Raw genomic sequence first — 24,887 nt, 5'->3', positions numbered from 1 at the left:
CATTTTCATCCATTTTAAGCCAATTGAGCACAAAAGTGACGCTATAGAATTATTCTTCGTTCATCTTCAAATCAATATCAAAAATTCTATATTTACAAAACAGCTAAGTTCGTTTTGAGACGAACTGCCGTTAACGGGCATTAACAAAACGAATTATTGTAATAAGTTTGATAGTATTAAAAAAAAATTGGATTCATCAATTTTATTCCTACACTTTTATCAAGTTGTCTATCATTGAATACCCTTTAATCTGGGAAAAGTTTAGGTAAAGACAATTTGGAAATTTTAGCATCTGGAACTTCAGGAAAATATTCACAAAATTCACTCATAGATGAAGAAGGAGATTCTGATTCAAAACCTATATTTAGCTTAAGAGGACGAATTGGAGTTTTTGATAAAATCGATATCGGTTTTCACATAGATCAAACTTCATTAATTGGTACAAGTTTAAACTATGAATTTATTGATGACGCCAAATCAACTTTTGCAAGCAGCGTGGGATTAGATGTAGGTTTTAACTTTGGTTCTGCCTTGTTTGGCAATTTCAAACATTACATATCCATTCCTCTTTATACTTCTATTCACCCATCGGATAATATTTCAATCTATCTATCAACACGCTATTTGCATGTATCCAAATATATCTTTTTACAACACCAAATGGAGATTCAACAGGACCAAAAGGTCATCGAAATAGATTTGGAAGCTTCTATGGAATAATCGTTGGGAAGAACAATAAAATTGGAATAGAAGTTTCTAATTATGAATCTGAATTTTATAAGCCTTCACAATTTATAATAGGATTTATACATACCATTCGGAATAAATAAAAACGAGCCGATAACGATAAATATAGTACATAGTGAATCAGCATTTTAAAAAACTGCATATGCGCTTTGATACTCCGTAAAATTCGCAAGCGAATTTTGAAGAAAAAGAAAATGTACCTGCGAAAGACAGGATTTACAAAGCCGCTTCGCTGGCTTTTGTAACTTGGTAAAAGCTTATCCGTCAGTTATCAGAAAAGTGTTAATTTCATCAACTTCTTTACGAACTATTCTTGAACAATTAAAGTATTCAACAATCAATGAAACAACTCAATTTTATTAAATTACTTTTAGTTTTTTGCCTCTATTACTCCAATTTACAAGGACAGAATGAACGAAAACAATATGACTTTACGAATGTAAATCTCGATTCTATCGATAAAAAGGAAATAATTGCCAAACTGGATAAGATAAAAGCAATCAATGATTCTATCAATAGCGAATTAAAAACAGATTCCCTTTACTATTTATATTCAAAAGTTAGTAGAGTTATGACTAAAGATTATAGCTCATGGTATTTTGGAATTGGACCATCCTATGCAGATCTATCTGCGTTAAATAATGGCCTACGCACAAATAACTTATCTACCATATCAGAGACTGCAGTTGGATTAACTTATTTGATCTCTTTTGCATATCAAAGAAATCGGTTTGTCCATGACTTCTCGATAGGCTTTGCCCTTGGTTCTAAATCTAATACCAATGGAATATCTATAGATTATAGTTTGCTTGATTTATTTTCATACAAGTTTGGTTATGCCATTCTAAACGAGAAAAGATTTAATTTATTCCCTTTTATCGGAATTAATCCACAACTATCTTCATTGACTTTTGAAAACAATAACGTACCAACTCTCGATAATAATACTTCTAGCTTTAATAATCTTATTGGGTTTGTTGCCAATAATCCTGGTTCAGATGCCCATTACTTCAGTAGATTTGAAATTACAACTGACATAGGTGCACAATTAGACTATCATATAAAATACTCAAAAAGAGCAGGTGGTCTCATGCTTGGAATAAGAGCAGGAAAAACAATCCCAATGGTTGATTTTTCTTGGACAACTGATGGTAATAAATATGCGAATCTAGAAAGTATTAGTTTACGTGAATCTTATATTTACTTTATATTGAAATTTTATTGGAGAAAACAAGATAAAAACAAGATATATCCCTACTCACACCCTTAAGAAACATAAAAAGACACAGAAATTTAACACTAAACTTTGTCTCCATTAATAGAGAGACTATTGAACTGACCCAAGAATTGGTCATTAATTTAACTCCACCTTAGCTAAATTTTGGTTCATAAATATAATCCGTTATTTTGAGATTCAAAAAATACCAAATACCCTTCATTCATACTAAGGGTAATCAGTTTAACTTTAAATGCTGTCTATCTTAAAAGATCAATGATATAGAAATTTTTATTTACTCCATTTTCTCTACTTTCTTCTATCTAATGTTTCAGGCCAAGTCTATATTGATACAGTAATTTATACCCCAATTATATGTGATTCCACATCAAACCCAACTAAATGTTCAGGAGGTGCAACTTATCGACATATGGAAGGGTTCAATAGAGTGTATAATACCACTGGATTTTTACTAATGGAAGGTTATCTGAAAAAAAAGCTAAAACTTGGATTTCTATTTCATTTTGGCACTCTTAAGCATTTAGTTAGAAGTGGACTATGGACTTTTATTGCAATGGAAATATTGTTGGTCACATCGCTTATGATAAAAGAGGAAGAGAACTAGGAAAAATATCTTATTATGAAAATGGGCAGGTTCATGAAAAGAAATATCGAAAATCTGGAAGTGATGGTTGGGAACAAAGTGAAACGTATGTAAAAGATGGGCAGACTTTAGTTACAGATAAGGACTTGGAGAGATATATTAATGAATTTAAAGAAGATGATTGTTTACGCTGATAAACCTGAGTAGTTTGTAAGAAGTTTTTATTAAATAAAAGCGATGTTTCAGATGAGTATAATTCATCCTATTTATTCCTTAACGTCTATGCTATTTTCATTAATTGGAACTACTCCCCATCAATAATGAAGTAACCAATTCAGCCGTTAATGGTTTGTTATTTGCTTTTTCACGGATGGCATCAAAACTATACCTAAAATCACAACCATCTTTATACGCACTGCATCCATAGGCCGTTTTTCCTTTTATCACCGTTCCTTTATTGCACAATGGGCAATTTAGGCTAGCAGTTGCTTTTTTAGTTGCTACAGCGATCTCTGTTTTCTTTTCTTCCAATTGAAGTTGAAACTCATCATTGAAACGGATCAATCCTTCCTTATCGCCTTCTGATGTTTTAAATCCTTTTAAGTTGACTGTGCTCCCTTTTTGCAACAATCGCAAATACTGATTCTCAGAAATACTCTTTCCTTCGAAAGCGAATGGAAGTAGAAAGTTGCACCCATCTTTATAAGCGCTACATCCATAACTCGATTTTCCTTTGAGTAATGTTCCCTCTTTACATTTTGGACACGATTGACCAACAATCTCTGTTGTTGATTTTTCTTTTGTTTTTTCAGTCTCCTTTGTTTCTGTAGTGTGTGAAATCTTTACATTGGTCTGCTCCATGCGCACATCGTAAACCAGATGCTCCACCATATTCTTCATGTTCTTCACGAAAGAACCAGCATGAAATTTTCCTTTTTCTATTTCTTTCAATTGTTTCTCCCACTGCCCGGTTAGCTCTGCAGAGGTCAACAAATTATTCTTAATGATATCAATCAGTTGCACACCAGTTTCTGTAGGCAAAATTTGCTTCTTATTCCGTTCAATGTATTTTCGTCTGAACAAGGTTTCGATAATATTCGCACGAGTAGAAGGTCGACCAATGCCATTCTCTTTCATTAATTCCCGCATCTCTTCATCGTCCACTTGTTTTCCAGCGGTTTCCATACCTCTTAATAAAGTTGCTTCAGTAAATTGGTTGGGTGCTTTGGTTTCTTTCTCTAAAAAGGAAGGTTCGTGAGGCCCCTTTTCCCCTTTCTTAAAGTTAGGTAACTCATCTTTCTCCTTTTTATCCTTACTGTCAGGTGTTTCAAACACAATCCTCCACCCTTTCTCAAGTATTACTTTTCCAGTTGTTTTAAATGGAACTGTATCCACTTTGCCTAAAACGGTGGTGTTGGCCACCGAACAATCGTCATAAAACACAGCGATGAAACGCTTTGTAATGATGTCGTACACTTTTAGGTAATTCCCGTGCAAACTAGCATGTATTCCAGTGGGAATTAATGCATGGTGATCGGTTACTTTTTTATCGTTAAACACCTTGGCGGATTTTTTTAACTTCTTCCCCAATAGCGGTTGAGTCAACGACTGATAATCGGTCAATTTTTCTAATATTCCAGGCGCTTTGGGGTAAATATCATTGGGTAAAAAAGTGGTGTCTACTCTTGGGTAGGTAATCACTTTCTGTTCGTATAATTTTTGTGCTATTTTAAGCGTATCATCGGCCGAAAGACCAAACTTATTGTTGCAATACACTTGCAATCCAGTCAAGTCAAACAGTTTAGGGGCGTATTCCTTTCCCTTTTTCTTGGCGATTGAGACGATTTCAAATTCATTTTCCTTTACCACTTTGGCAAAGGCCTCTCCATCTTCTTTCTTTAAAAATTTTCCTTCTTCACAGTTAAACAGCGTTTCTCTATAAACCGTTTGCAATTCCCAAAATGATTGTGGCTGAAAGTTCTGAATTTCTTTAAACCGATTGACAATCATTGCCAATGTTGGCGTTTGAACTCTACCCACAGACAATACTTGTTTGTATCCACCATGTTTCACGGTATACAACCGAGTGGCGTTCATTCCGAGTAACCAATCCCCTATTGCTCTGGAATATCCAGCATAATACAAATTATCGTACTTGGCAGAAGGTTGCAATTTTTCGAAGCCTTCCTTAATGGCTTCTGTGGTCAAGGAAGAAATCCACAAACGCTTGACTTCCCCTTTGTACTCAGCTTGTTCGATTACCCACCGTTGAATCAGCTCTCCCTCTTGGCCCGCATCACCACAGTTGATAACAAGTGTGGCCGTTTCGAATAACTTCTTTACAATTTCAAATTGCTTCTTGATTCCTTGGTTGTTAACGACTTTGGTTTTAAACTTTTCGGGAAGCATCGGCAGGTAACTGAGGTTCCAGCTTTTCCAATGTGGTTCATAATCGTTTGGTTCAAATAAGGTACACAGGTGTCCAAAAGTAAAAGTCACCACATATCCATTCCCTTCAAAATATCCATCGTGCCTATTATTTGCACCTAATACTGAGGCTATTTCACGGGCTACACTTGGTTTTTCGGCAATACAAACTTTCATCTGAAACAAAAATAGTTAAAATAGAAGAAGCTAGGCGGACAGATGGAGCAATAAAATACTAGAAAAAGTAAGAAAGGCAACAGTAAAAATATTCAACGTGATCGAATAGAAACACAGAAAACGCAATATTTTAACAAAAGTGAATTGTAAGTCAATAAATTAAAATGTTTTATTACTTTTAACCTCCAAGTTATTAAGTATATAAAACGAATCCTATGAAATTAATTTACCTACTTGTTCTCCTCCTTCCATTTGGTCTTGTTGCGCAAAAAATAAAAATCCTTGACCTAAAAGTTAATGATATAGTTTACAGCAAACTTGACGATAAAATCTACGCTACATTACCCAGCAATGCAGGTACTTTTGGTAATAGTATTTGTATCATTGATCCATACACTGCTGCTATTGATACTACTATATTTATTGGAAGTGAACCCAACAAAATTGCCGTTTCTGACAATGGCAAAATGATTTATGTTGCTTTAGATGGAGCTGGTTCTATTCGCCAATTTGATGTAAAAACCAGAATTCCGGGACAACAATTTTCTTTAGGTATAAATCCATATTATGGTCCATACAACGTAGAAGATATGGAGTTTATCCCAGGTACTGAAAATAGTGTTGCTATTTCTAGAAAATCATCCGGCATAAGCTCTAGTCATAGAGGGGTTGCCATTTATGATTCAGGTAACCTCAGACCTAATGTCACTTCAGATAATAATAGGATTAATGTGATTGAAATGGTTCACTCCGGCTTCATAATAGGTTACAATAACGAAACTTCTGGATTCCAGATTTCAACGATGAGTATTGGACCGACCGGCGTATTACTTCAAAACCAATACAGAAATATATTTAATGGTTATTATCAAAACATTCACTACTCTGAAAATAGATTATATTCATCCGCAGGAAGAGTTGTAGATGTTTCAACCGGCATCCCAATTTTACTAGGAACATTTTATAATGCATTAGGACCTGTTGTGGCTGACACTTCAGCAAAACTAATTTGTTTTGCACATAAAGAAAGTCAATCAAAGGATGTTTATTTAAAGAGATATTCTAAAAATAATTTCATTTTACAAGATTCTGTCAAAGTAAGTAATGTATTGGTTACAAGCAATTATAATGCAAAGGTATTGAACTTAATTTCTTGGGGTAAAGAACAACTCGCATTTAATACTTCTAATGGCAAATTGGCAATTATAAATTACGAACCTATTGGCATAACCGAATCTAAAATAAAAGTAAACTTTAATATTTCGCCAAACCCAACGACTGATTTTGTGACTATCAATGCTTCAGGTCTAACTGAATTTTCTGACTTTCAACTTATTTCAATTAATGGAGAAGTTTTACAAAAGAAAACGATCAATCAATTTCCATTTTCTGTGGATATGTCAGCTGTGGCTCCAGGCACCTATTTTATCGTCATCACTTCTAAAGAATTTAGTAAAGTTGAAAAAGTCATAAAACAATAGCTAACTTTCTAACAACAAGCGGTTAGTTGTGGAAATAAATCTTATTCATTTGTTAGTAAGAATTGAAAAATGAGAATTCAACTTGACCATTGGAGTAAAAATTAAGAAGCAAAAGGACTTTTTAATGCCAAAGGATTCGAGTATTTCAATCACCGAATGAAAAAAATGCTAAAAGAGTAATTGAAGTTATTTCAACACACCATTTTTCAACAACTGATTTTAATTATAAGATTATCTATTATCTTGGTATTCGTTAAAAGTTAATTACTTAATAAGAGAATAAAGGTGTTTGTGGTTCAATTCATTTGCAAGCCAACTTATTAAAAACCAAAACTAATTGATATGACAAATTGGTTAAAAAATACAGAATTGGAAGGCCAAAAAATAAGGTTGGTTCCGATGTCGAAATCGCATAAAGACGAGTTATTAAAAGCAGCTGCAGATGGAAAACTGTGGGAATTATGGTATACTTCAGTACCTTCAATAGAGACTATTGACCGTTACATTCAAAAAGCAATAGACGATTCCCAAAAAGGAACTGCCCTTCCATTTGTGGTACAAGATAAAAATAGTGGGGAATTGATTGGCTCAACACGGTTTTGCAATGGGGTGCCTGATCACAAAAGAGTAGAAATAGGCTTTACGTGGTATGCCAAAAAATACCAACGAACAGGTGTAAATACAGAATGTAAAGCCCTTTTGTTGAAATATGCTTTTGAGGAATTGGGTTGTATTGCGGTTGAGTTTAGAACCAACTGGTTTAATATCCGCTCTCGGGCAGCTATAGCAAGACTTGGCGCCAAACAAGATGGAATTTTGAGAAATCACTTATTGAACCCAGATGGAAGCTATAGAGATACCGTTGTTTTTTCTATCACGAATCAAGAATGGAAAGGTGTGGAACAATCGCTAGTATATGAAATGAAAAAATACAATAATTTACATTGAATATCAATACACTACGCTAAATTCCCGAAAAATTAAAAACCCTTACTTTTAAACAACTGATAAAAGTAAGGTTAGTTTCACACTGCCTTATCCCTTCTCCCAACAGCAATGCACATTCTTTCCAAGTTTGCAATGCCCCTTTTCATTCCTCATCATTTGATTTTTCGTCTTAAAACGCTACTTGCGTATAACTACCTGAATTTATAAATCAGGTAGTTTCTACCTATGGAGTCCTCTAAGAACAACGGACATTTGACACATCATCAAAAACAAATAAAATCAATATTCCCATCAGGGATTTTAATTCATTCGCTACACAGTAGCATAATCTTACAAATTATCATGTCAAATTTAACAACCAACTTTATTCCAACCATCAAAAAAGCTGCAGGGCGTATTGAAGAACTACACAACTTTCTATTGAAGTTGGCGGAGCTTGACGGTCCTTATGAAAATCCAATCGGCGATGCAGAGCCATTAATCTCCTTCAACGGTTACTATTCGCTGAATGATACAGGCGCATTTCTTACGGTTGATACCAACCTATTGGTAAAAAACGGTGTAGCAACTCCTCACGTAGCACTCATCTATTCAAAAGATGGTGTTGCTTCTAAAGTGTATCACCTTACTGGACCTAACCGGGATTTCGAAAATGTAACTTGGTCAGGAACAACCCTAACAGCTCAAGCTGGCATTGATAGTGGTGTACCGAATTTTACCCTAACCTTTACACGTGAAGACAACGATCAAGAAATTACCTCTACCTTTCAAGGTACAATAACAGAAGGTGCCGCTGAAGTAATCGTGTCGATTAGTGGGAAAACCTACAACAACCCTATTCCGATGGCCATGTATGCTGGTACATACTACAAAGACAAAGGACAAGGGGTAAAAATCCTAGAGATAGGAACGGACAACACCCTTCAATACAACTACACCAACACCATTGGCAGTGGAGGAGAACTTCAAGAGGTTAAGACTTTTATTTACAACCTTAATATGTATGTATTCTCTTTCAGCGCACTTTTCGACAAACTGAATTACAGCATCATTATGGGCACCTCGGCAGAAGGAGGCATGGTGTGCAACGATCTATTTTCGATGACTAACCCAAAAATAACCATCCCCCGCTCATTGCAGACGGTGACGACTCCTGCTGTAAAGAAACCGGTGAATGGAACAAATCCCATGAGCGAGGCGCTAGCCAATTTTGCAGGGTTCTACCACCTTTCTTCCAATTCCGAAGTCTTCAACAATGCTTTTATATCCATTGAAGGAGAATACAAAACCACAGTAGTCGACAATAAGATAAATAAGGCTTATACGGTAACCATTGGCGTTTCTTTGGATGGCACCTCCTCCACTGTGTACACTTTTGACAGCACCATGACATTTGCACAAAGTGGAAACAGTTGGGTACTTACTATTCCGATTACTGATCCTGTAGGCGGAAATCTAACCATCAATTTTACACGACAATACGAAAGTGCTTACCCAAATGCAGGTAGCTATTATGGATCGGTAGTGAGTATTTCAGGCAGCTATAACGTTGCTAAATTTACAGGAACCACCTTGCTAAACGTAGTGCCTTTAATGGCTTTTTCTGGCGCTCCTTTGAAAGTAACTGCGGCATCAACTGGAACTATCGTGATTAAAAGCGACTCAGAAATCGAATACTTGGGCGTATCGTATAAAACGTTATCCATTGTGCCTTTGATGTACATTGTTGGCTTTATCGATCAAAACGAAGACGAAGTAATCCTTTCTTTGGGAACGGACGGTGGCAAAGGAAATACCTGCATCACCACAGTAACAGGCACCAAACTAGTTGATGGAAAGCGAGTGGCAACAGGCTTCCCAAAAAGCATTGAGCTATATACAGCCATTCCTGATGGTGACTCAGGTGCACCTAAGCACTAATAACCGAATAAATAATTGAATGAAAAGCTTGGTCTTGTGCCAGGCTTTTTTTTGTTTCTGCTAGTCCCTAACCAGTTCAACACTTTATTTTTCAACAAGCTGTAAATATTTAGAGAATTTATTCTATATTGGCGGTTTGAAATAGACAGTTTATTATTTAAAATACTTTTACTACCCCTCCACCCACATAAAATTACTTTCAAAACGTAAAGACAATTTGATATTAAGTTAATATATTTGCGCAAAACACAAATAAATTGGCTAAAGTGGAAATTAACAGAATTAAAGTAGCTCTTGCCGAAACCAGACGAAAAAATAAATGGTTGGCAGAACAAATTGGCAAAGATGAATCTACTGTTTCTCAATGGTGTACAAATGCTCGTCAACCGTCTTTAGAAAGTCTATTAAGAGTCGCTAATGCTTTAGAAGTAGACATCAAGGATTTACTATATTCATCAAGTAATGCAAATAAATAATCATGATTGAAAAGAAAACATATATAGATCTCTTTGCAGGTTGTGGTGGCTTATCACTTGGGTTACATAATTCAGGAAAATGGAAAGGTTTATTTGCAATTGAAAAAAGCGGAGATGCATTCAAAACCCTAGAACATAACCTTATTGATTCTAAAAAGCATTTTAGATGGCCAACATGGTTACCAAAGAAAGAACATGATATAAATGAAGTAATTAGTAACTACGGAACAAATCTTAAAACACTTAGAGGAAGCATTGACCTAGTAGCGGGAGGTCCTCCATGTCAAGGATTTTCAACCGCTGGAAAAAGACAAGAAAGCGATAGTAGAAATAAGCTAATTGATTCCTACATTGAATTTATTCAACTTGTTCAACCAAAAGTAATTTTCTTTGAAAACGTAAAAGGCTTCACGCAAAAATTTGATAAAAATAAAGCAAAAGGACTTGTCTATTCTGAATATGTAAAAAAGAAACTTTCTGAAAATGATGACAATGGAGATTACAAAGGATACGATGTTTTTGGAAGGTTAGTAAATTTCTCTGAATTTGGAATACCACAAAAACGTACAAGATTCATTTTAGTTGGAGTTCGTAAAGATTTGAATTCACCTCAAACACCAGAGTTGTTTTTTGAAAAGATATTTGAAAATAGAGATACTTTTTTATCTAATAAAAATTTAAGTCTCACTACATCTTTAAAAGATGCTATTTCTGATTTACTAAGAATTGAAGAAACTGTATCACCAGATACACCATCATTCCAAGCAGGAATTTATGGCAGTATAAAGTCTCCTTATCAGCAATTATTGAAAGGAAAAGTAACTAATGAAATAGCAGATAGCCACCGTTTTCCTAAACATACAAAAGTAATTACAAAGCGACTTAACTTCATATTAAAATACGCCGAAAAGGACAAAACAGTATCTCCAAAGATTAAAGAGAAGTTTGGTATAAAAAAACGAACTCTAATTCCACTATCAGGTGACTCTCCTACCCCAACCATAACTACAGGTCCAGACGACTATGTTCACTATTGTGAACCAAGAATTTTTACCGTTCGAGAATATGCTAGAATTCAATCATTTAATGATTGGTACGAATTCAAAGGAAAGTATACAACAGGTGGTAAAAGAAGAAAAATTGACGTTCCAAGATATTCCCAAATAGGTAACGCAATACCACCTCTTTTTGGTGAACAAGCAGGTATTACTCTAAATCAAATTCTTACTTAATGAATGTAGCAAACGAATTACATTTTAAAACAAATGTTCAGTTAAAAAGCATTATCGGTAAAGACCTTATCAATGATGATAATATTGCAATTCTTGAGCTCGTAAAAAATTCATTTGATGCAGATGCTAAAAGAGTTGACGTAAAATATTTAAATCTAAAAAATAATGATGATGACATTACTTCTTCTTTTTCAAATAATACATCTAGATTAATTATTCATGATAATGGTCTGGGGATGAATCTAGAGGATATTCAAGAAAAATGGTTAAATATTGCATATTCAGAGAAAAAATCAAATAAAACACAGCATAATAGAAGAATGGCTGGTGCTAAAGGAGTTGGTAGATTTTCGTGTGATCGCCTAGGAGAATATCTCAACTTATACGCTAAAACAAATAATGACAATCGATTTCTAAAACTGACAATCAATTGGAAATTATTTGAAATTGAAGATAATAAAAAAGAAATCCAATCTATTCCTTTAAAGTATGAATATTTATCAATAGAAGATATTGTCGATTTAGGTTTTGAAACATTTGAGCATGGAGTTTTATTAGAAATAATAAAACTTAGGAGTTCATGGGTATATCCTATAAAAGATAAAAAAGGCCATATTATAAATTGGGACACTGAAAAATTTGTTGATTTAAAGAAATATTTAGAAAAACTTATAAACCCAAATCAGGCATTTCAAGATGATGATTTTGGTATATATATGGATGCTCCTGAATTTCGAAAAGAAAATGAGTTAAAAAGAGAATATGATAAATTTATAGGCAAAATAGAAAATAGAATTTTTGAAAAGTTAGATTTTAAATCAACAAGTATTGAGTCAGAAACTCAAGAAAATGGAAAAGTAATTTATACTGAACTTAAAGATAAAGGAGATACCATATTTTGGTTAAAAGAAAAAAATCCATTTTATCCACAAGTCAAAGATGCTAAGCTAAAAATCTATTATTTAAATCCATACGCTAAAGCTTTTTTTACAAGACAAACAGGAATACAATCAGTTAATTATGGTTCAGTTTTTTTATTTATTAATGGTTTTAGAATTCCTCCATATGGAGATATTGGAGATGACTGGTTAGCGTTAGATCAAAGAAAAGCTCAAGGACACAGTAGATACTTAGGAACTAGAGATTTAATTGGACACTTAGAGCTAAATGATGAGAATAATGATTTTCAAATAATCTCAAGTAGAGAGGGTATAGTTAAAAATGAAAACTATATAAAATTGACATCTAAAGAGAGAAATGAAAGTTTTTATTTTAAAAATCATCGAAGATTAGAAAAATACGTTGTCGATGGTCTTAATTGGGATAGTGCTATATATGATGGGCAAAACAAAGAAGAGGCAAAACTACTGAAAGAGTTAGAGCAAAAAATTGTAGATGGAGGGATTGAAGAGTCTGAGTTAATTTATAGAGAAGATATTCATGTTAAACAAAAAAGAGTTTACAACGTAATTCATTCAATAATCTCTGCAAAAATTGATGATGTAATTGAGTTATATATAAATGAAAATTTAATTACTCAGAAGATTGAACAAGAAAGACAAAAGTCAGAGAAAGAATTCCAACAACTCATTGAAGATTTCGGAAATAAAAAAATTGACTCAGAAACATTAAGTCGAATTTTACAACGAAAGGCGGAGCAGAATGCTGATTTAGATAAACAACTAAAAGAATTTTCTAAATACTCTACAAATGAAGCTACAACAAAGGCAATTTTAGAATTACAGCATTATAAAAAGACAATAGAAGATCAAACCTTACTAATTGAAAAGCTCCAATTTGAACTTGAAAATCTAATAACTCAAAAACAAACTGCTGAGAAAACAGCTGTCGAATATAAAGTAAAAGCAGAAAGAGCAGAAGTAGATTTATCGATTGAAAAAGAAAAAAACTTATATCTTCTAGCAACAAGAAGAACATTAAGTCCTGATGCTGATGGTTTAATTCATACCATAAAAATCAATAATATTGAAATAAGAGATGGAATTGATAATATTATTGACGATTTAACTGAAGATGATTTTGATGTATTAAACTTAATTAAGAGGCTTGGTTTTCTAAAAATAAATGCAGAGCGCTCTTTAAAAATGGCCGAATTTGTTACAAGGTCAGACCTTAAAGAAGATATTGAAAAAAAAGATGTTGATCTAGTATCTTATATTCAGGAATACATCTCACTATATGGAGAAACATTCTCTGATAAAGTATCATTTAACTTTATTGTTAATGACTCATACCTTAACAAAAATATTAGTGTATTAAATCTTTCAATAATACTAGATAATCTTATAAGTAATTCAATAAAGTGGGGAGCGGAAAACATTTTAATTGAGTTTAATAACACAAATGAAAAACAGCTCGAATTAACCTTTTCTGATGATGGTCATGGCTTATCTAATAAATTTTTAGATAAGCACAAACGTATTTTTGAGCTATCAGTTCGTGATACCCCTTCTAATGGCATGAATGGGTCAGGAATAGGATTATTTTTCACTAAGAACCTTTTAAATGATATGAATTCTGAAATTGATTTTATAGGGAATAATATAAAATTACCAGGAGCCTCTTTCAAACTTATTTTCAATACAATATGAGCGTAATTAGATTATTATACATAGATGATAGTAAAATAAATTCTCAAATAGATAGACTAAGAAAAAAACTTAAAAATGTAGGTTTTGACCTCGATGAAACCTTCTTAGATCTTAGTAATGAAGATTTTAAGAAACGAGACGATTCTTCTAAAAAGGTAATCCTTGATAAAACTAAAATCCAATCGTTTGTAAATAATAATTTTATGAATGAAAATTTCGATTTAGTTGCATCAGATTATGATTTTAAAGATCCTAATTTAGATGGATTCGAATTACTTAAATGGATTAAAAATGAGTGTAATTCTAAAAAACATAAACTAAGAAGAGCTAAATTTTGCCTTTATTCATCGGAGCAAGATAAAGTAGCAAAAACATTTGACACACCAAAAAAAGTCAAAAGTTTAATAAAACTTAAGATTGATGAATTTATTGATAGAGATAAAATACCAGAAGAGCTAACAAAAATATCTATCGCTCCAAAAGAGACATATAAACATAAAGATCATCTGATAAATTTTTTAGAAAAATACCCTGACTTAGTTTTCAATAATGTTTATCCAAAATATAGCGGTAAAAAACTTTCTGATATAGCTCATGAAATCGATAAAGATTTACCAAATGGAATTGACTTCCAGAAGAATTTGATTGAACTTACTATATCACATCTAATTAATTTAAATAAATACGAGGTCTAATGATAATTATTATTATTTCAATAGATCCCTCAACAGACTTTCTATTTGACATTGTAAAAAGTCTAAAATCAAATTCGATAATCTTTAGATTGATTGAAGTTCATCCAAACAATGAGTCCTACAATACTTGCCTAGAAAGTATCAAAAAACTTTCAGGAAATTCCACAATTCTTTTTTTCGGACATGGTCAAGAGAACCAAATTTATGGAGGAGAGTCACCAGACAATTACCCTAAACAACCTTTAGTAAGAAGAAATGAAATGGGAATTTTTAAAAATCAGAACTTATTTTTGCTGTCTTGCGATTCTGCTAGTTTAATAAAAAGTTCATTCCGAATTTCCAAAACAAAAAAAGCTATAGGTTTTGGACCACTTCCAACAGAACTTAAAGAAGTAAGAATTGATAAAAAACTTGCTAATGAAGGCATAACAATAGATACTATTGAAATCTTCAAACAAGCGATTAATGAGATAGTAATTATAAGCTTAATAGAATACTTTAAAGACGAATCTAAAGGCTTTACGTTTTTAAAGGATTACCTCTACTTACAACTAAACAAAAGAATTAACAAGGCAATACTTGAAGAAGGTAATAGAAATTTAGCTGACTTATTGTTCAATATGAAAAATGATATGGTAATATATTAAGCTATTAATTAATATATTAAAAATATGATCAGACCTTCTAAAAACCTTCCTCCTATTAACTTTCATGAATGAGCGTAGCCTAGATATGATGACTAACTTTATAAATATAAAATGAGTTAAATTATAAAAATATACCGATAACGACAAAAATAACTTATTTCTAAACTTAGTCTAGTCAATAAATTTCCAGCCTTAAAGATACTACTAATGCTAAAACACTCATTACAATCACTTAATAATGTGTTGGTTCATAAACATTGAAATTATACCCAAAGAAGGACTTAAGATTTTTAAGGCTGATTTTTTGAAAAGTTTAAATCCAAAAATCTCTTTCGATGGAAACTTCCCAAGATACAGTATACATGATGGACATTGCCTTTGTGACTATTTAATAAACCAATCAAATTGGGGTATAATTACTCCCATGATTGAAACCATTTCAAAAAATGAGCAAGTCAAAAGAGTCAAAGTGATCAAATACTGGAGCGAAATACCACAAAAAACTGTTGAACATAAGTTATCTCAAATAGAGTTTAGCCAATTGGATAGTAAAGTACAATTACTAGACAATACTTGGTACAACATAATTTACTCTAATAAATTCCTTTATTGAAGAACTAATCAACCTACAAATCACCCCCTCATGAATCACACCCAATGGGTACAACTCTACCAAGATTCGCAGCAGCTCAAAAAGCCAGCTCGGATATCAGCGCTTATTTCACCAACCGATGTTGAAGTTCTAAAAGTATTATTACTGGAGGTTATCCAAGCTTACATTGAGAAAGGAGAACTTCATTTGGGTTTGAAAACTTACATCAACAGTGAGTTAAGAAACGACTACAATGAACGCCTCTTGTCGCATCCACCCAAAAAGAAGGACACCCTAGAATCATGGTCGAGCGAAGTTTTCGGGGAAGAGAAATTTGGTCTAATTTTTAACTATTTGGAAGAATTTAGCAATGATTTCGCTGAGAAAGCAGCTGAAGTGGTTCGTCCTTTTATAGCATTGGCAGGATTGCCTTTGGAAGGCATTTCGTTTTTGTTTTTCATGGGAAATTATGGGTTTACTCCTTTTGGGATTCACAAAGATGCCGTCGGAGAAGATGGGGTATTGTTTCACCTTGGGCCCGCCAATAAATTGTTTTACACTTGGGACGATCCGGAGCACAATGCGATTCAACACCACAGCAAAGTATTTCACAATGTGAAAGAAAAGCTTCCTGAAGCCCAATGCTATGAATTAAAAGCCGGTGATGCTCAATTCATTCCTCATGCAGTTTATCATATTGCAGACACGCCCGAATTTTCTGTGAGCTTTGTGATGGATTATGTGAGCCCTCCGATAGATCAATTTGAGAATCGCCTACTCAAAGAGGCCGGAGCAGAAAATAGCATTGGTCAAAATAGTTATGTATCACCAATTAATGCTGAAAATCCGCGAAGTGAGTGGAAACAATTGTTGAATCAACAATCACTTCAGCAAAAAATAGAGATTGCTTTTGAAAGAAAGGTATTGGCTTTAAAAAGTAATGGCGGGATTCAGAGAAAATCGAACCTGAAAAGGGATTTTCAATTGCCGAACGGCCCATTTGCTGTAAAGGGAAAAGCCATTTTCCCACTAGTTGTAGAAAATATAAGTGAGGAGAAGAATCTCATTTTCGCCAGAGGACATCGCTTGGAAAGACCCCACCACTCCAACTTATCGGAGTTGATAGAAAAAATAAATAGCGGTGAAACCGTAAAATTTGAAACAATTAAAGCATATTTGGAACCTGCTTGGGATTTAATTGAAATCTATGGCTTTATTAGCGAATTAATAAATGTAGAAGCGATAGTCCTAGCGGAATAAAATACCATGACTGCTAAAAAGAAAGGTGATTAAATTTAGCTGCGATGCACTCCAAACCGTATTTACCCATTTTTTCTAGCTAATAGTAATTGAATTCAATTATATCAATTATCTTGCTCCCTTCTTAAAAACATAGAGTTAACCTAAACTACTACAACATGAAAGGACTATTACTAGGGATTGCAATTATCTGTTTATCCGTCAATTTGAATGCACAAATTACACAGGGGTCGGTTCTATTCAGTGGAAAAGCTCATTATAACAAATCGCAAGAGAGTCATTCTATTCCATCCAATCCAATTAGAGAGTCAAAATTTGAATCCTTTTCTGTTCTTCCAAGTTTTGGACTTTTTGTGAGTAAATCCATTCTAATGGGTGTAGGCCTAAAAGCCGAATTTAACTCAAATAGTTACCTTGTTCAATCAGTTCAAACTAATTTCCTAGGTCAATTCAGTACTATAAGTTCATATGATGAAAAATCTAAGATGTTTTTCATCAATCCATTTTTTACTAGGTTCAATAGTTTAACCGAAAAACTTTACTTCACTACAGCGTTTAATTTATTAATCGGAAAGGGAGAAGTTAGAGGGGGATACAACCCCACTTATACATCAAAAATTAAAGAATTGAGTCTAAATTTTACTCCTGGTTTAACTTATTTCTTTTCTCAAAAATGGGCTATTAGTGGTACCATTGGACGTATCTATTACAGTGAGAGAAAAAAGACAATCCCTAAATCAAATACTGGCTTTATTTCTAACAGCGAGTCTGAAGATACCGGTTTTGGAGTAGATGCTAGTTGGAATTCATTTTCTATAGGGTTACAATATTTAATAAATAAAAACAATAAAAGTAAAGATTAGCGATCACGCTCCCTCCCCATTCAACTCTTGCATAATTTCGGCAAATAGTTGGTAAGATTTAATGCGGTCTTGTCCATCGTAAATGTTGGTCACTGCGATTAATTCATCCACTTGTGTGGCTTCCATAAAGCGGTTAATTTGTTGTTTCACTGTTTCTTTGCTTCCGATAAAGGAATACTTCAACATTTGCTGCATGGAAGGATGTTGACTCAACTCCCGCAATTCAGGCGTCATTTCAACAGGTGCTTGCATTCGATCTCTTTTACCGGTGAGCAAACTAATGATCATTTGATACATAGAAGTTGAAATGCGTTCCGCTTCTTCATCTGTATCTGCCACTATTATATTGACCCCAGCCATTGTATACGGCTTTTCCAACACATCAGACGGCTGAAACTCGCGTCGATAAATGTCGAGTGCATTCATTAAATGGGTAGTTGCAAAATGACTTGCAAATGCATACGGCAATCCTTTTTTAGCTGCCAAATGAGCGCTGTCGGTGCTCGAGCCCAATATGTACAGCGGCACATCAATTCCTTCAGCTACATTTGCACGCACTTTCTCGGTTGCATTGTCGGTCGAAAAGTAATCTTGAATCTTTTGAACTTCCGCTGGGAACGACATCGCAGCTTGATAAAAATCAGAACGAATGGCATTTGCTGTTGCTTGATCGGTTCCTGGAGCTCGTCCTAAACCCAAATCAATACGATTGGGATACAAAATACCTAAAGTTCCAAATTGCTCTGCAATGATTAAAGGAGAGTGATTGGGCAACATAATTCCTCCTGATCTTACTTTGATTCGTTCAGTTCCTTCTGCAAGTTTTCCTATTAAAATAGACGTCGCACTGCTGCCAATGGCATCTGAATTGTGGTGCTCTGCCAACCAGTAGCGGGAGTATCCAACTTTCTCGGCAGCTTGCGCCAATGCCAATGAATGATCGAATGTTTGGCTTAAAGATGCTCCTTTGGATACTATAGCGAGGTCCAATATAGAATATGCTATTTTTTTTGTGGACATGAATTAATTCATTTATATATTTAAAAGTTTCAATGTATTTTAGCAAAAAAATACTAGAGGTTTTCCAAGGTTCGTTTGTACAAATCCCAAACAACGTGGTTCAACGAATAATGATAATTTCGTCCTACTTTATGCTGGTTAATCAGCTCTGCTTCTACCAACTTTTTAATGTGATGACTGATGGAAGGCTGAGCAATGGTTAATAAATTACACGCTTGTGTACATTCTACTTTTCCTTGATTTTTTTGCATGTACTGCAAAATTTTTAAGCGATTAACATCACTCAACGCTTTGGATATTTTCTCAACTTGTTTCAGTTCCATAACTCAAAAATACATTGATGAATGCAAATGTATCGATTGTTTTTAATCTGTGTGTTCATTTGACAATACTTAACAGTTCCGCCATTAATTCACCACAAACCGATACCCTACTCCTCTTACGTTTATGATTTTTACATTGGAATCCGCCTCTAGCTTCTTGCGCAATTTGGGGATAAACACATCCAACGTTCTTCCGACGTAATCGCCTTCGTCGCCCCAAACCACATTTAGGATGTATTCCCGCTCTAGCGTTTTATTCTCATTAGAGAAAAGCAAATACAGCAAATCAGTTTCTTTACTCGAAAGCTCAATGGTTTGTGCTTTTAAATTCAGCCGCATGCCTTTTTGATCAAACTGAAATAGGCCAATATTCACGACATCGGCATTCTGTTTTGACCTACGTTTTTGTTTGATTAAAAATACTGCCCATCCTCCAACCGCTACTATAATGAGGAGGATGATCCAAAGTTCCCATCCTGTTGTGGCCTTTACTTTTGGTTGTTCATTTTCGATCACTGTAAAGTAAAACACATAACAATCAGCAGGAAATGCTCTTAGTTTACACGCAATCCCTTCTTCATCTTTAGTTAAACTGGCTTCAAAACTGTGAATCACTTTTGGAGTATCGCATTCTTCTACCTCCACGATATAGCTGTCTGTTATTTCGGATTCTTCCAAAACTTTGAAAGTGGCAAAAAATAGAAAGTCTGGTTCAAAGGAAAATTCCTTTTCAAATTTTAGGGCGTAGCGTCCGTCTATTAGTTCAATAGGCAACACCTGAGAAGTGCTGTCGTTTAGTTGCAATAAAAATTCGTGACCAATGGTTCGAAGCGCAACTTTGATGTGTTGATCTTTCGTTTCAGCCTGAAGGGCAGAAAAAAGAAAAACAGCAAGCAATAGCAGAAATTGGTGTTTCAGGGTTTTGATCCAGTTCATTTAACAAATCTATTTGAATAGATGCTGGTTTAAAATTGTTTTGGAAATAAATTACACCAAATTTACATTAATTTACACTTTTTAAAACGAATTCAATTGAGCTCCAACTACTTTTATGACTGTAATCAAAAAACACACATCATGAAAAACTACACATTCAATGCACTTGTCGCCATCAGTATCACTGGATTAATGGCTTGTTCGCAGAACAATAAAGCAAGCAATACGAAAGAGGCTGAAGCATCAACACTGAAATATCAACCCATGAAGGTGCCCACACACCGATATGGTGGATGGTATTGTCCCGATAATTTAAATGGATTTCCGGCAGTAGACATTGCCGAATGGAAAAATGTACCAGTTATCAATGGAAGATTAGCAACGAAAGAAGAAACACAGACTGAAGCTTCACTTATTTTGGTGGATACTGAAAAATATCCCAATGCAAAACCGTTGGACATGACCATGCCACGATTGGCTAAATTTAATAGTCCCTATTCTAAACGAGAAGAATTGATCATTGTGATTCAAGCCTTGAATATAGACAACGACTCGGTGGTTGGATTTAGGTATTTAAATGGCGGAAACGGCAGTTCTCGTTTGGACGAAATCACTTTATTGGATGAGAATGAAACGACCAATTTGGAAAATGCCAAATTCTATTCACAAACGATCAGCATTAAAGCCACGCCTGCTGCGATAAAAGCAGTATTAGTGAAGCCTGACAATTTACTTCAATTTCAATCTATTTTGGAAAAAGGACTGCCGTTGAAATCCGATTGGAGAAATACCACTAATGTCAATTACCATTATCCAAAAGCCGGAAAATTAACTTCCTCATATGCCGATGAATTGTTCGGAAACTATTACATCCAAAACGATTACGACACTCACTCTTTTACCGAGAAGTTTTTGGTGTTGGGAAATGAAGAAACCAATGAGACCGAACTAAAAATAATGTGTGGTCCTTTTGTAGAAGATTTTGAAACTCAAAAGCAATTGTTAGACCAATGGGCGAAGCAATTAAAAGCGATGAGCGAAAATGGTTAATCAATTTTTATCCGATTTTATTAAATGATTTAAACGGTTTGGGTAAAGGCTGATACAAAGAGATTTCTTATTTGAAATACTAAATGTTTATACTTAGTTGTCCCATGAATTAATTTCCCGAAATTTTCGAAGGTTTTTGGTTAAATGATATGGCCTGAACGAATTTCGACATTAGTCGAAAAAGATGCCATATCATCAAAAAATCTAGAATTAAATTTTTAGAAATTAATTCAAAGGACGAGTTTTTCTTTGTTTCGTTTCTTTTCACGGAGAAAAGAAATGAAAAAGTAGTTTAGCTCAATTTAGATTCCACATTCTTATCTTAAAACGGTTTGGGCAATGTCTCAGACCGTTTTTTGTTCCTAAAACAAGCGCTTTATCACTAACTTTGAAACGAAATAGATCCATTCTCTCCATGACTCACCGCCATTTCATCGTTAATAAACCTGCAGGGATGATCAGTCAGTTTATAAACAACCGAACCCGCAAGAAGAAGTTGTTAAGTGAACTACACAACTTCCCAGAAGGCACCATGGCCATAGGAAGGTTGGACTCCAAAACGGAAGGGCTGCTTTTACTCACCACAGACGGAAAGGAAAGTACTCGAATAACAAGTTCTGCGGTGGAAAAAGAATACTGGGCTCAAGTAGATGGAACCATTACCGACGAGGCCATAGAGGCGCTTAAAAATAGTGTCACAATAGGCAACCAAGGATCATTGTACGAAACGAAATTGGCTCAAGCCAAACGGCTGCAGAACGTGAGTGATTTGCCCAATTCTGAATTCAGAATAAGAGACGAACGACACGGCCCCACATCTTGGGTTTCGATTACTCTGACAGAAGGCAAATTCAAACAAGTCCGTAAAATGACTGCTGCTGTGGGATTTCCAACGCTTCGATTGGTGAGAGTGAGAATTGGCGATTTGCATTTGGGTGATTTAAAAGTGGGCGATGTGTGTGAAGTGAATGCGTTAAAGGTGTAATTTAGTCATTGATGACAACCTTATACAAAGAAGTTCAGAATTTCTCCCAATGGTGGCTGTGGCTGATTTTATTAGCCGTTGGCGCTATTCCTGTTGTTGGAATCTACCAACAAATAATCTTAGAGAATGAATTTGGCGATAACCCCATGACAGATGAAAGACTGCTAGTTTTTGCAGGGTTGACTTTTCTCATGATTATTCTATTCGCTTTTATCCGATTGATCACAATTATCAATGAAAAAGAAATCAAAATCACTTTCTTTCCTTTTGTGAGCAAACGCATCAAATGGGAAAACATTCAACAAGTGACTATTGTAGATTATGGTTTTGTAGGCGGATGGGGAATTCGGTGGTTTACCCCTTATGGAACGGTTTACAATACTAGTGGAAGTATGGGTTTGGCAATAACCCTCAAGAATGGAAAACAGCTTTTAGTGGGCACTCAGCAACCAGAAGAATTGAATAAAATCATTACTCAAATGACTTCCAAGAAGTAATCTTGGTTCCTCAATGGGGTAGTTGAAAATTCTATCTTTGCCATTTTATGGATAACAATAATTAAATCATTACACCCTCAAAACAAAATTATTATGAAATACATCTTGATAATAATCACCACATTACTCGCCTTTGTTTCATGCAAAAAAGAGGATTGTCAAACCTGCACAAAAACGATAGGTGGAGTTGCCGGTAATTATACTGAAGAAGTTCGAGAAGTTTGTAATGATAATGAAGCTGTCCGACTTGAAGAATCCTCTTCCGGAACAACAGTTTGGACTTGTGAGTAGAATTTTGAGGTGGAATTAGATTAAGAACAAAATACAACGCTTTGGCTCAGTGAAAACTTGAACTTTTATCATTTTCTTCTGCCCTACTTGCCATATAATAAACGTTGGCGTGCATTCCCCACATTAAAAAAAATCAATTAATAACTAATATTAACGCCATTTTTTGAAGATTTAATACAATAAAATTATAGTTATTTTTATGACCAAAATAGTTGACTTTTGACAATTAAATTAAGCATTCGTAATCATTGAGAAAATTGCAATGAATAAAATCTACCTAATTATCACTTTTATATTTTTGGGCTCATTCCAAGTTTTAGCTCAAAAAGAAATTACCGTATTAACCAACACAAAGGCAGTTGGACAAATTTTTTTGACTGGCGAACCAGTTCAGGCCAAAGAATACACATTCCCAGAACGAGTACATGATTTCCAAATAGATACAGCAACCAACGAAATCATTATTCAATTAAGAGGATTGAAAAAAGAAAAATGGCTTTCAAACAAGGGTCAAGTGATTAGATATGATCTCGATAATAACAAAGTTCTTTGGTTTGATAAAATCATGTATCAAACGGAAAGTATCGAACAATTCGGCGGAGTAACTCTTCGTTCAACTGCTGGTAAGAGCTATTGTTTAGATAATGAAACAGGAAAACAACTTTGGGAAGTTAAGAATTCTCTAATATTTGCCGATCCTATAGAAAATATTGGCATTGGGTATAAATTCCAATCTTCTAAGGGGAAGCAAAACACACTTGAAGGTATTAATCTCAAAACAGGCCAATCAATTTGGGAAAGAGAAATCAATCGTGAGTACAGCTGGAACAGCTCCTTCTATTTAAATGATTCAACTTTATTAGTAAGCGCTGCAGGACTTCACACAGTAAATATTTTTGACGGTACTGGTTGGGATTACAATACAGTAACTGGAGAAAAGGATTATACTGCTTCTGCTGTTGGAACAGGTTTAGGAATTGCCGCAGGTTTATTAACAGGAATGTATTCAGTCTCTACCGGTAATAATCTAGTCAGAGATGTGGTCTCAAATATCATAGTGGATAGTCTTCACATTTTTTATGCTTCAAAAGAACACATTGTTAAACTTGACAAACATGGCCAAATCATTTGGCAAAAAACTCTTCCCAATGATTTAACAAGTAGATCATGGATCTTTAAATCTAACGATAACCTAATCATGGTCAATAGAGGTTACGCTTATATGGGTTATCGACAACTGGATTTTGGAACGCCATTTATTGCCTCTTTTGATTTAAATTCTGGTGATCAGAACTATCTGTTAACGGTGTCTAATGAAAAAAAGGAAATCATAAAGGGACTGGATCAGTATGATGACGTATTACTCTTTGTCTATGAAGACCATGTTTCAAAATACACTATACGCGATGGTCAACAGATTATTGATCGCCCATTTAACACAGAAGAATACGGGAAACTCAATTATTTCATTGGTGACCAAGTTTTAGTCCTGCAAGACTCTTTATTTCTAAGCTTACCTCAATTGGATTCTTCCAAAAAATACCTCTACACCAATAATGGAACTGTATTAATTTTAAATTCTGACTTAGAAATTGAGAATAAAATTGAATCGAAGGATTTCTATATCCACTATTTGAACAAGAATGGTAAGAAGTTTATTGCCAAAGAAAATCAAACATACGTTGTAGATGTCAGCGGCAAAAAAATAGCTGTATTTTCAGCTTCTAGCAAGTCAACTTTCTTGAACGGTAAACTCTACAATGCTCTAGGAAATAAATTTATAGAGATCGATTTAGAAAATGTTTTAACCGAATAAAGCACCCTAATCAAGCAAATAGCTCCAACTAAAATAGCCGGAGCTTATTATTTTTAGAAAATCTCTCAATCC

Annotated in this window: 22 protein-coding genes; 18 read left to right on the top strand and 4 right to left on the bottom strand. The window is 34.3% G+C overall.

Annotated elements, in window-relative coordinates; translation table 11 throughout:
* Positions 1–276: 276 nt before the first annotated feature.
* From ACTB0X_RS11720 to ACTB0X_RS11710, 3 genes are all read left to right on the top strand, one after another.
* On the top strand, positions 277–720 hold the full coding sequence (locus ACTB0X_RS11720) for a hypothetical protein (RefSeq protein WP_463025211.1): 444 nt from the start codon (positions 277–279) through the stop codon (positions 718–720).
* Between the two features lie 367 nt (positions 721–1,087).
* Positions 1,088–2,017, top strand: a complete 930-nt coding sequence (locus ACTB0X_RS11715) for a hypothetical protein (protein WP_463025210.1) — start codon at positions 1,088–1,090, stop codon at positions 2,015–2,017.
* 504 nt (positions 2,018–2,521) lie between these two features.
* The gene (locus ACTB0X_RS11710) at positions 2,522–2,761 is read left to right on the top strand and encodes a hypothetical protein (RefSeq protein ID WP_463025209.1); all 240 of its coding nucleotides are present in this window, start codon (positions 2,522–2,524) and stop codon (positions 2,759–2,761) included.
* A gap of 100 nt (positions 2,762–2,861) precedes the next feature.
* On the opposite strand, the gene ACTB0X_RS11705 is transcribed toward ACTB0X_RS11710, so the two are convergent.
* Positions 2,862–5,171 carry a DNA topoisomerase 3 gene (locus tag ACTB0X_RS11705; protein WP_463025208.1) on the bottom strand — a complete coding sequence of 770 codons (2,310 nt, stop codon included), beginning with the start codon at positions 5,169–5,171 and terminating at the stop codon, positions 2,862–2,864.
* Between the two features lie 215 nt (positions 5,172–5,386).
* On the opposite strand from ACTB0X_RS11705, the gene ACTB0X_RS11700 reads away from it, so the two are divergent.
* From ACTB0X_RS11700 to ACTB0X_RS11655, 10 genes are all read left to right on the top strand, one after another.
* Positions 5,387–6,652: a T9SS type A sorting domain-containing protein gene (locus ACTB0X_RS11700; protein WP_463025207.1), complete on the top strand. Its 1,266-nt coding sequence runs from the start codon at positions 5,387–5,389 to the stop codon at positions 6,650–6,652.
* A gap of 342 nt (positions 6,653–6,994) precedes the next feature.
* On the top strand, positions 6,995–7,600 hold the full coding sequence (locus ACTB0X_RS11695; RefSeq protein WP_463025206.1) for a GNAT family N-acetyltransferase: 606 nt from the start codon (positions 6,995–6,997) through the stop codon (positions 7,598–7,600).
* Positions 7,601–7,942: 342 nt separating this feature from the next.
* Positions 7,943–9,520 carry a hypothetical protein gene (locus ACTB0X_RS11690; RefSeq protein WP_463025205.1) on the top strand — a complete coding sequence of 526 codons (1,578 nt, stop codon included), beginning with the start codon at positions 7,943–7,945 and terminating at the stop codon, positions 9,518–9,520.
* 266 nt (positions 9,521–9,786) lie between these two features.
* Positions 9,787–9,996, top strand: coding sequence for a helix-turn-helix transcriptional regulator (locus ACTB0X_RS11685; protein WP_463025215.1), 210 nt, complete (start codon positions 9,787–9,789; stop codon positions 9,994–9,996).
* A 2-nt stretch (positions 9,997–9,998) separates the two neighbouring features.
* Positions 9,999–11,228 (top strand): DNA cytosine methyltransferase, encoded by a 1,230-nt coding sequence (locus ACTB0X_RS11680; protein WP_463025204.1) that lies wholly within the window; start codon positions 9,999–10,001, stop codon positions 11,226–11,228.
* Positions 11,228–13,840 (top strand): sensor histidine kinase, encoded by a 2,613-nt coding sequence (locus ACTB0X_RS11675; RefSeq protein WP_463025203.1) that lies wholly within the window; start codon positions 11,228–11,230, stop codon positions 13,838–13,840. Before ACTB0X_RS11680 ends, ACTB0X_RS11675 begins: the two co-directional genes overlap by 1 nt.
* Positions 13,837–14,535 (top strand): hypothetical protein, encoded by a 699-nt coding sequence (locus ACTB0X_RS11670; protein ID WP_463025202.1) that lies wholly within the window; start codon positions 13,837–13,839, stop codon positions 14,533–14,535. Before ACTB0X_RS11675 ends, ACTB0X_RS11670 begins: the two co-directional genes overlap by 4 nt.
* 89 nt (positions 14,536–14,624) lie before the next feature.
* On the top strand, positions 14,625–15,182 hold the full coding sequence (locus ACTB0X_RS11665; RefSeq protein ID WP_463025201.1) for a hypothetical protein: 558 nt from the start codon (positions 14,625–14,627) through the stop codon (positions 15,180–15,182).
* 643 nt (positions 15,183–15,825) lie between these two features.
* Positions 15,826–17,034 (top strand): RNA methylase, encoded by a 1,209-nt coding sequence (locus ACTB0X_RS11660; protein WP_463025200.1) that lies wholly within the window; start codon positions 15,826–15,828, stop codon positions 17,032–17,034.
* A 158-nt stretch (positions 17,035–17,192) separates the two neighbouring features.
* On the top strand, positions 17,193–17,897 hold the full coding sequence (locus tag ACTB0X_RS11655; protein WP_463025199.1) for a hypothetical protein: 705 nt from the start codon (positions 17,193–17,195) through the stop codon (positions 17,895–17,897).
* Between the two features lie 3 nt (positions 17,898–17,900).
* On the opposite strand, the gene ACTB0X_RS11650 is transcribed toward ACTB0X_RS11655, so the two are convergent.
* The 3 genes from ACTB0X_RS11650 to ACTB0X_RS11640 all read right to left on the bottom strand — a co-directional run bounded on the left by ACTB0X_RS11650 (position 17,901) and on the right by ACTB0X_RS11640 (position 20,176).
* The gene (locus ACTB0X_RS11650) at positions 17,901–18,917 is read right to left on the bottom strand and encodes an LLM class flavin-dependent oxidoreductase (RefSeq protein ID WP_463025198.1); all 1,017 of its coding nucleotides are present in this window, start codon (positions 18,915–18,917) and stop codon (positions 17,901–17,903) included.
* A 53-nt stretch (positions 18,918–18,970) separates the two neighbouring features.
* The gene (locus ACTB0X_RS11645) at positions 18,971–19,240 is read right to left on the bottom strand and encodes an ArsR/SmtB family transcription factor (protein ID WP_463025197.1); all 270 of its coding nucleotides are present in this window, start codon (positions 19,238–19,240) and stop codon (positions 18,971–18,973) included.
* Between the two features lie 84 nt (positions 19,241–19,324).
* On the bottom strand, positions 19,325–20,176 hold the full coding sequence (locus tag ACTB0X_RS11640) for a winged helix-turn-helix domain-containing protein (protein WP_463025196.1): 852 nt from the start codon (positions 20,174–20,176) through the stop codon (positions 19,325–19,327).
* A gap of 141 nt (positions 20,177–20,317) precedes the next feature.
* Here ACTB0X_RS11640 and ACTB0X_RS11635 point away from each other — a divergent pair, with 141 nt between their 5' ends.
* The 5 genes from ACTB0X_RS11635 to ACTB0X_RS11615 all read left to right on the top strand — a co-directional run bounded on the left by ACTB0X_RS11635 (position 20,318) and on the right by ACTB0X_RS11615 (position 24,815).
* Positions 20,318–21,226: a hypothetical protein gene (locus tag ACTB0X_RS11635; RefSeq protein ID WP_463025195.1), complete on the top strand. Its 909-nt coding sequence runs from the start codon at positions 20,318–20,320 to the stop codon at positions 21,224–21,226.
* Positions 21,227–21,641: 415 nt separating this feature from the next.
* Positions 21,642–22,211 (top strand): pseudouridine synthase, encoded by a 570-nt coding sequence (locus ACTB0X_RS11630; protein WP_463025214.1) that lies wholly within the window; start codon positions 21,642–21,644, stop codon positions 22,209–22,211.
* An 11-nt stretch (positions 22,212–22,222) separates the two neighbouring features.
* Positions 22,223–22,708: a hypothetical protein gene (locus tag ACTB0X_RS11625; protein WP_463025194.1), complete on the top strand. Its 486-nt coding sequence runs from the start codon at positions 22,223–22,225 to the stop codon at positions 22,706–22,708.
* 93 nt (positions 22,709–22,801) lie between these two features.
* The gene (locus tag ACTB0X_RS11620) at positions 22,802–22,999 is read left to right on the top strand and encodes a hypothetical protein (RefSeq protein WP_463025193.1); all 198 of its coding nucleotides are present in this window, start codon (positions 22,802–22,804) and stop codon (positions 22,997–22,999) included.
* A 262-nt stretch (positions 23,000–23,261) separates the two neighbouring features.
* Positions 23,262–24,815: an outer membrane protein assembly factor BamB family protein gene (locus ACTB0X_RS11615; RefSeq protein ID WP_463025192.1), complete on the top strand. Its 1,554-nt coding sequence runs from the start codon at positions 23,262–23,264 to the stop codon at positions 24,813–24,815.
* The last annotated feature ends 72 nt before the right edge of the window (positions 24,816–24,887 follow it).

Source organism: Acidiluteibacter sp., assembly GCF_055129545.1.
Note: the sequence above shows the minus strand (reverse complement) of the source record. Positions and strands in the feature narration are given on the sequence as shown.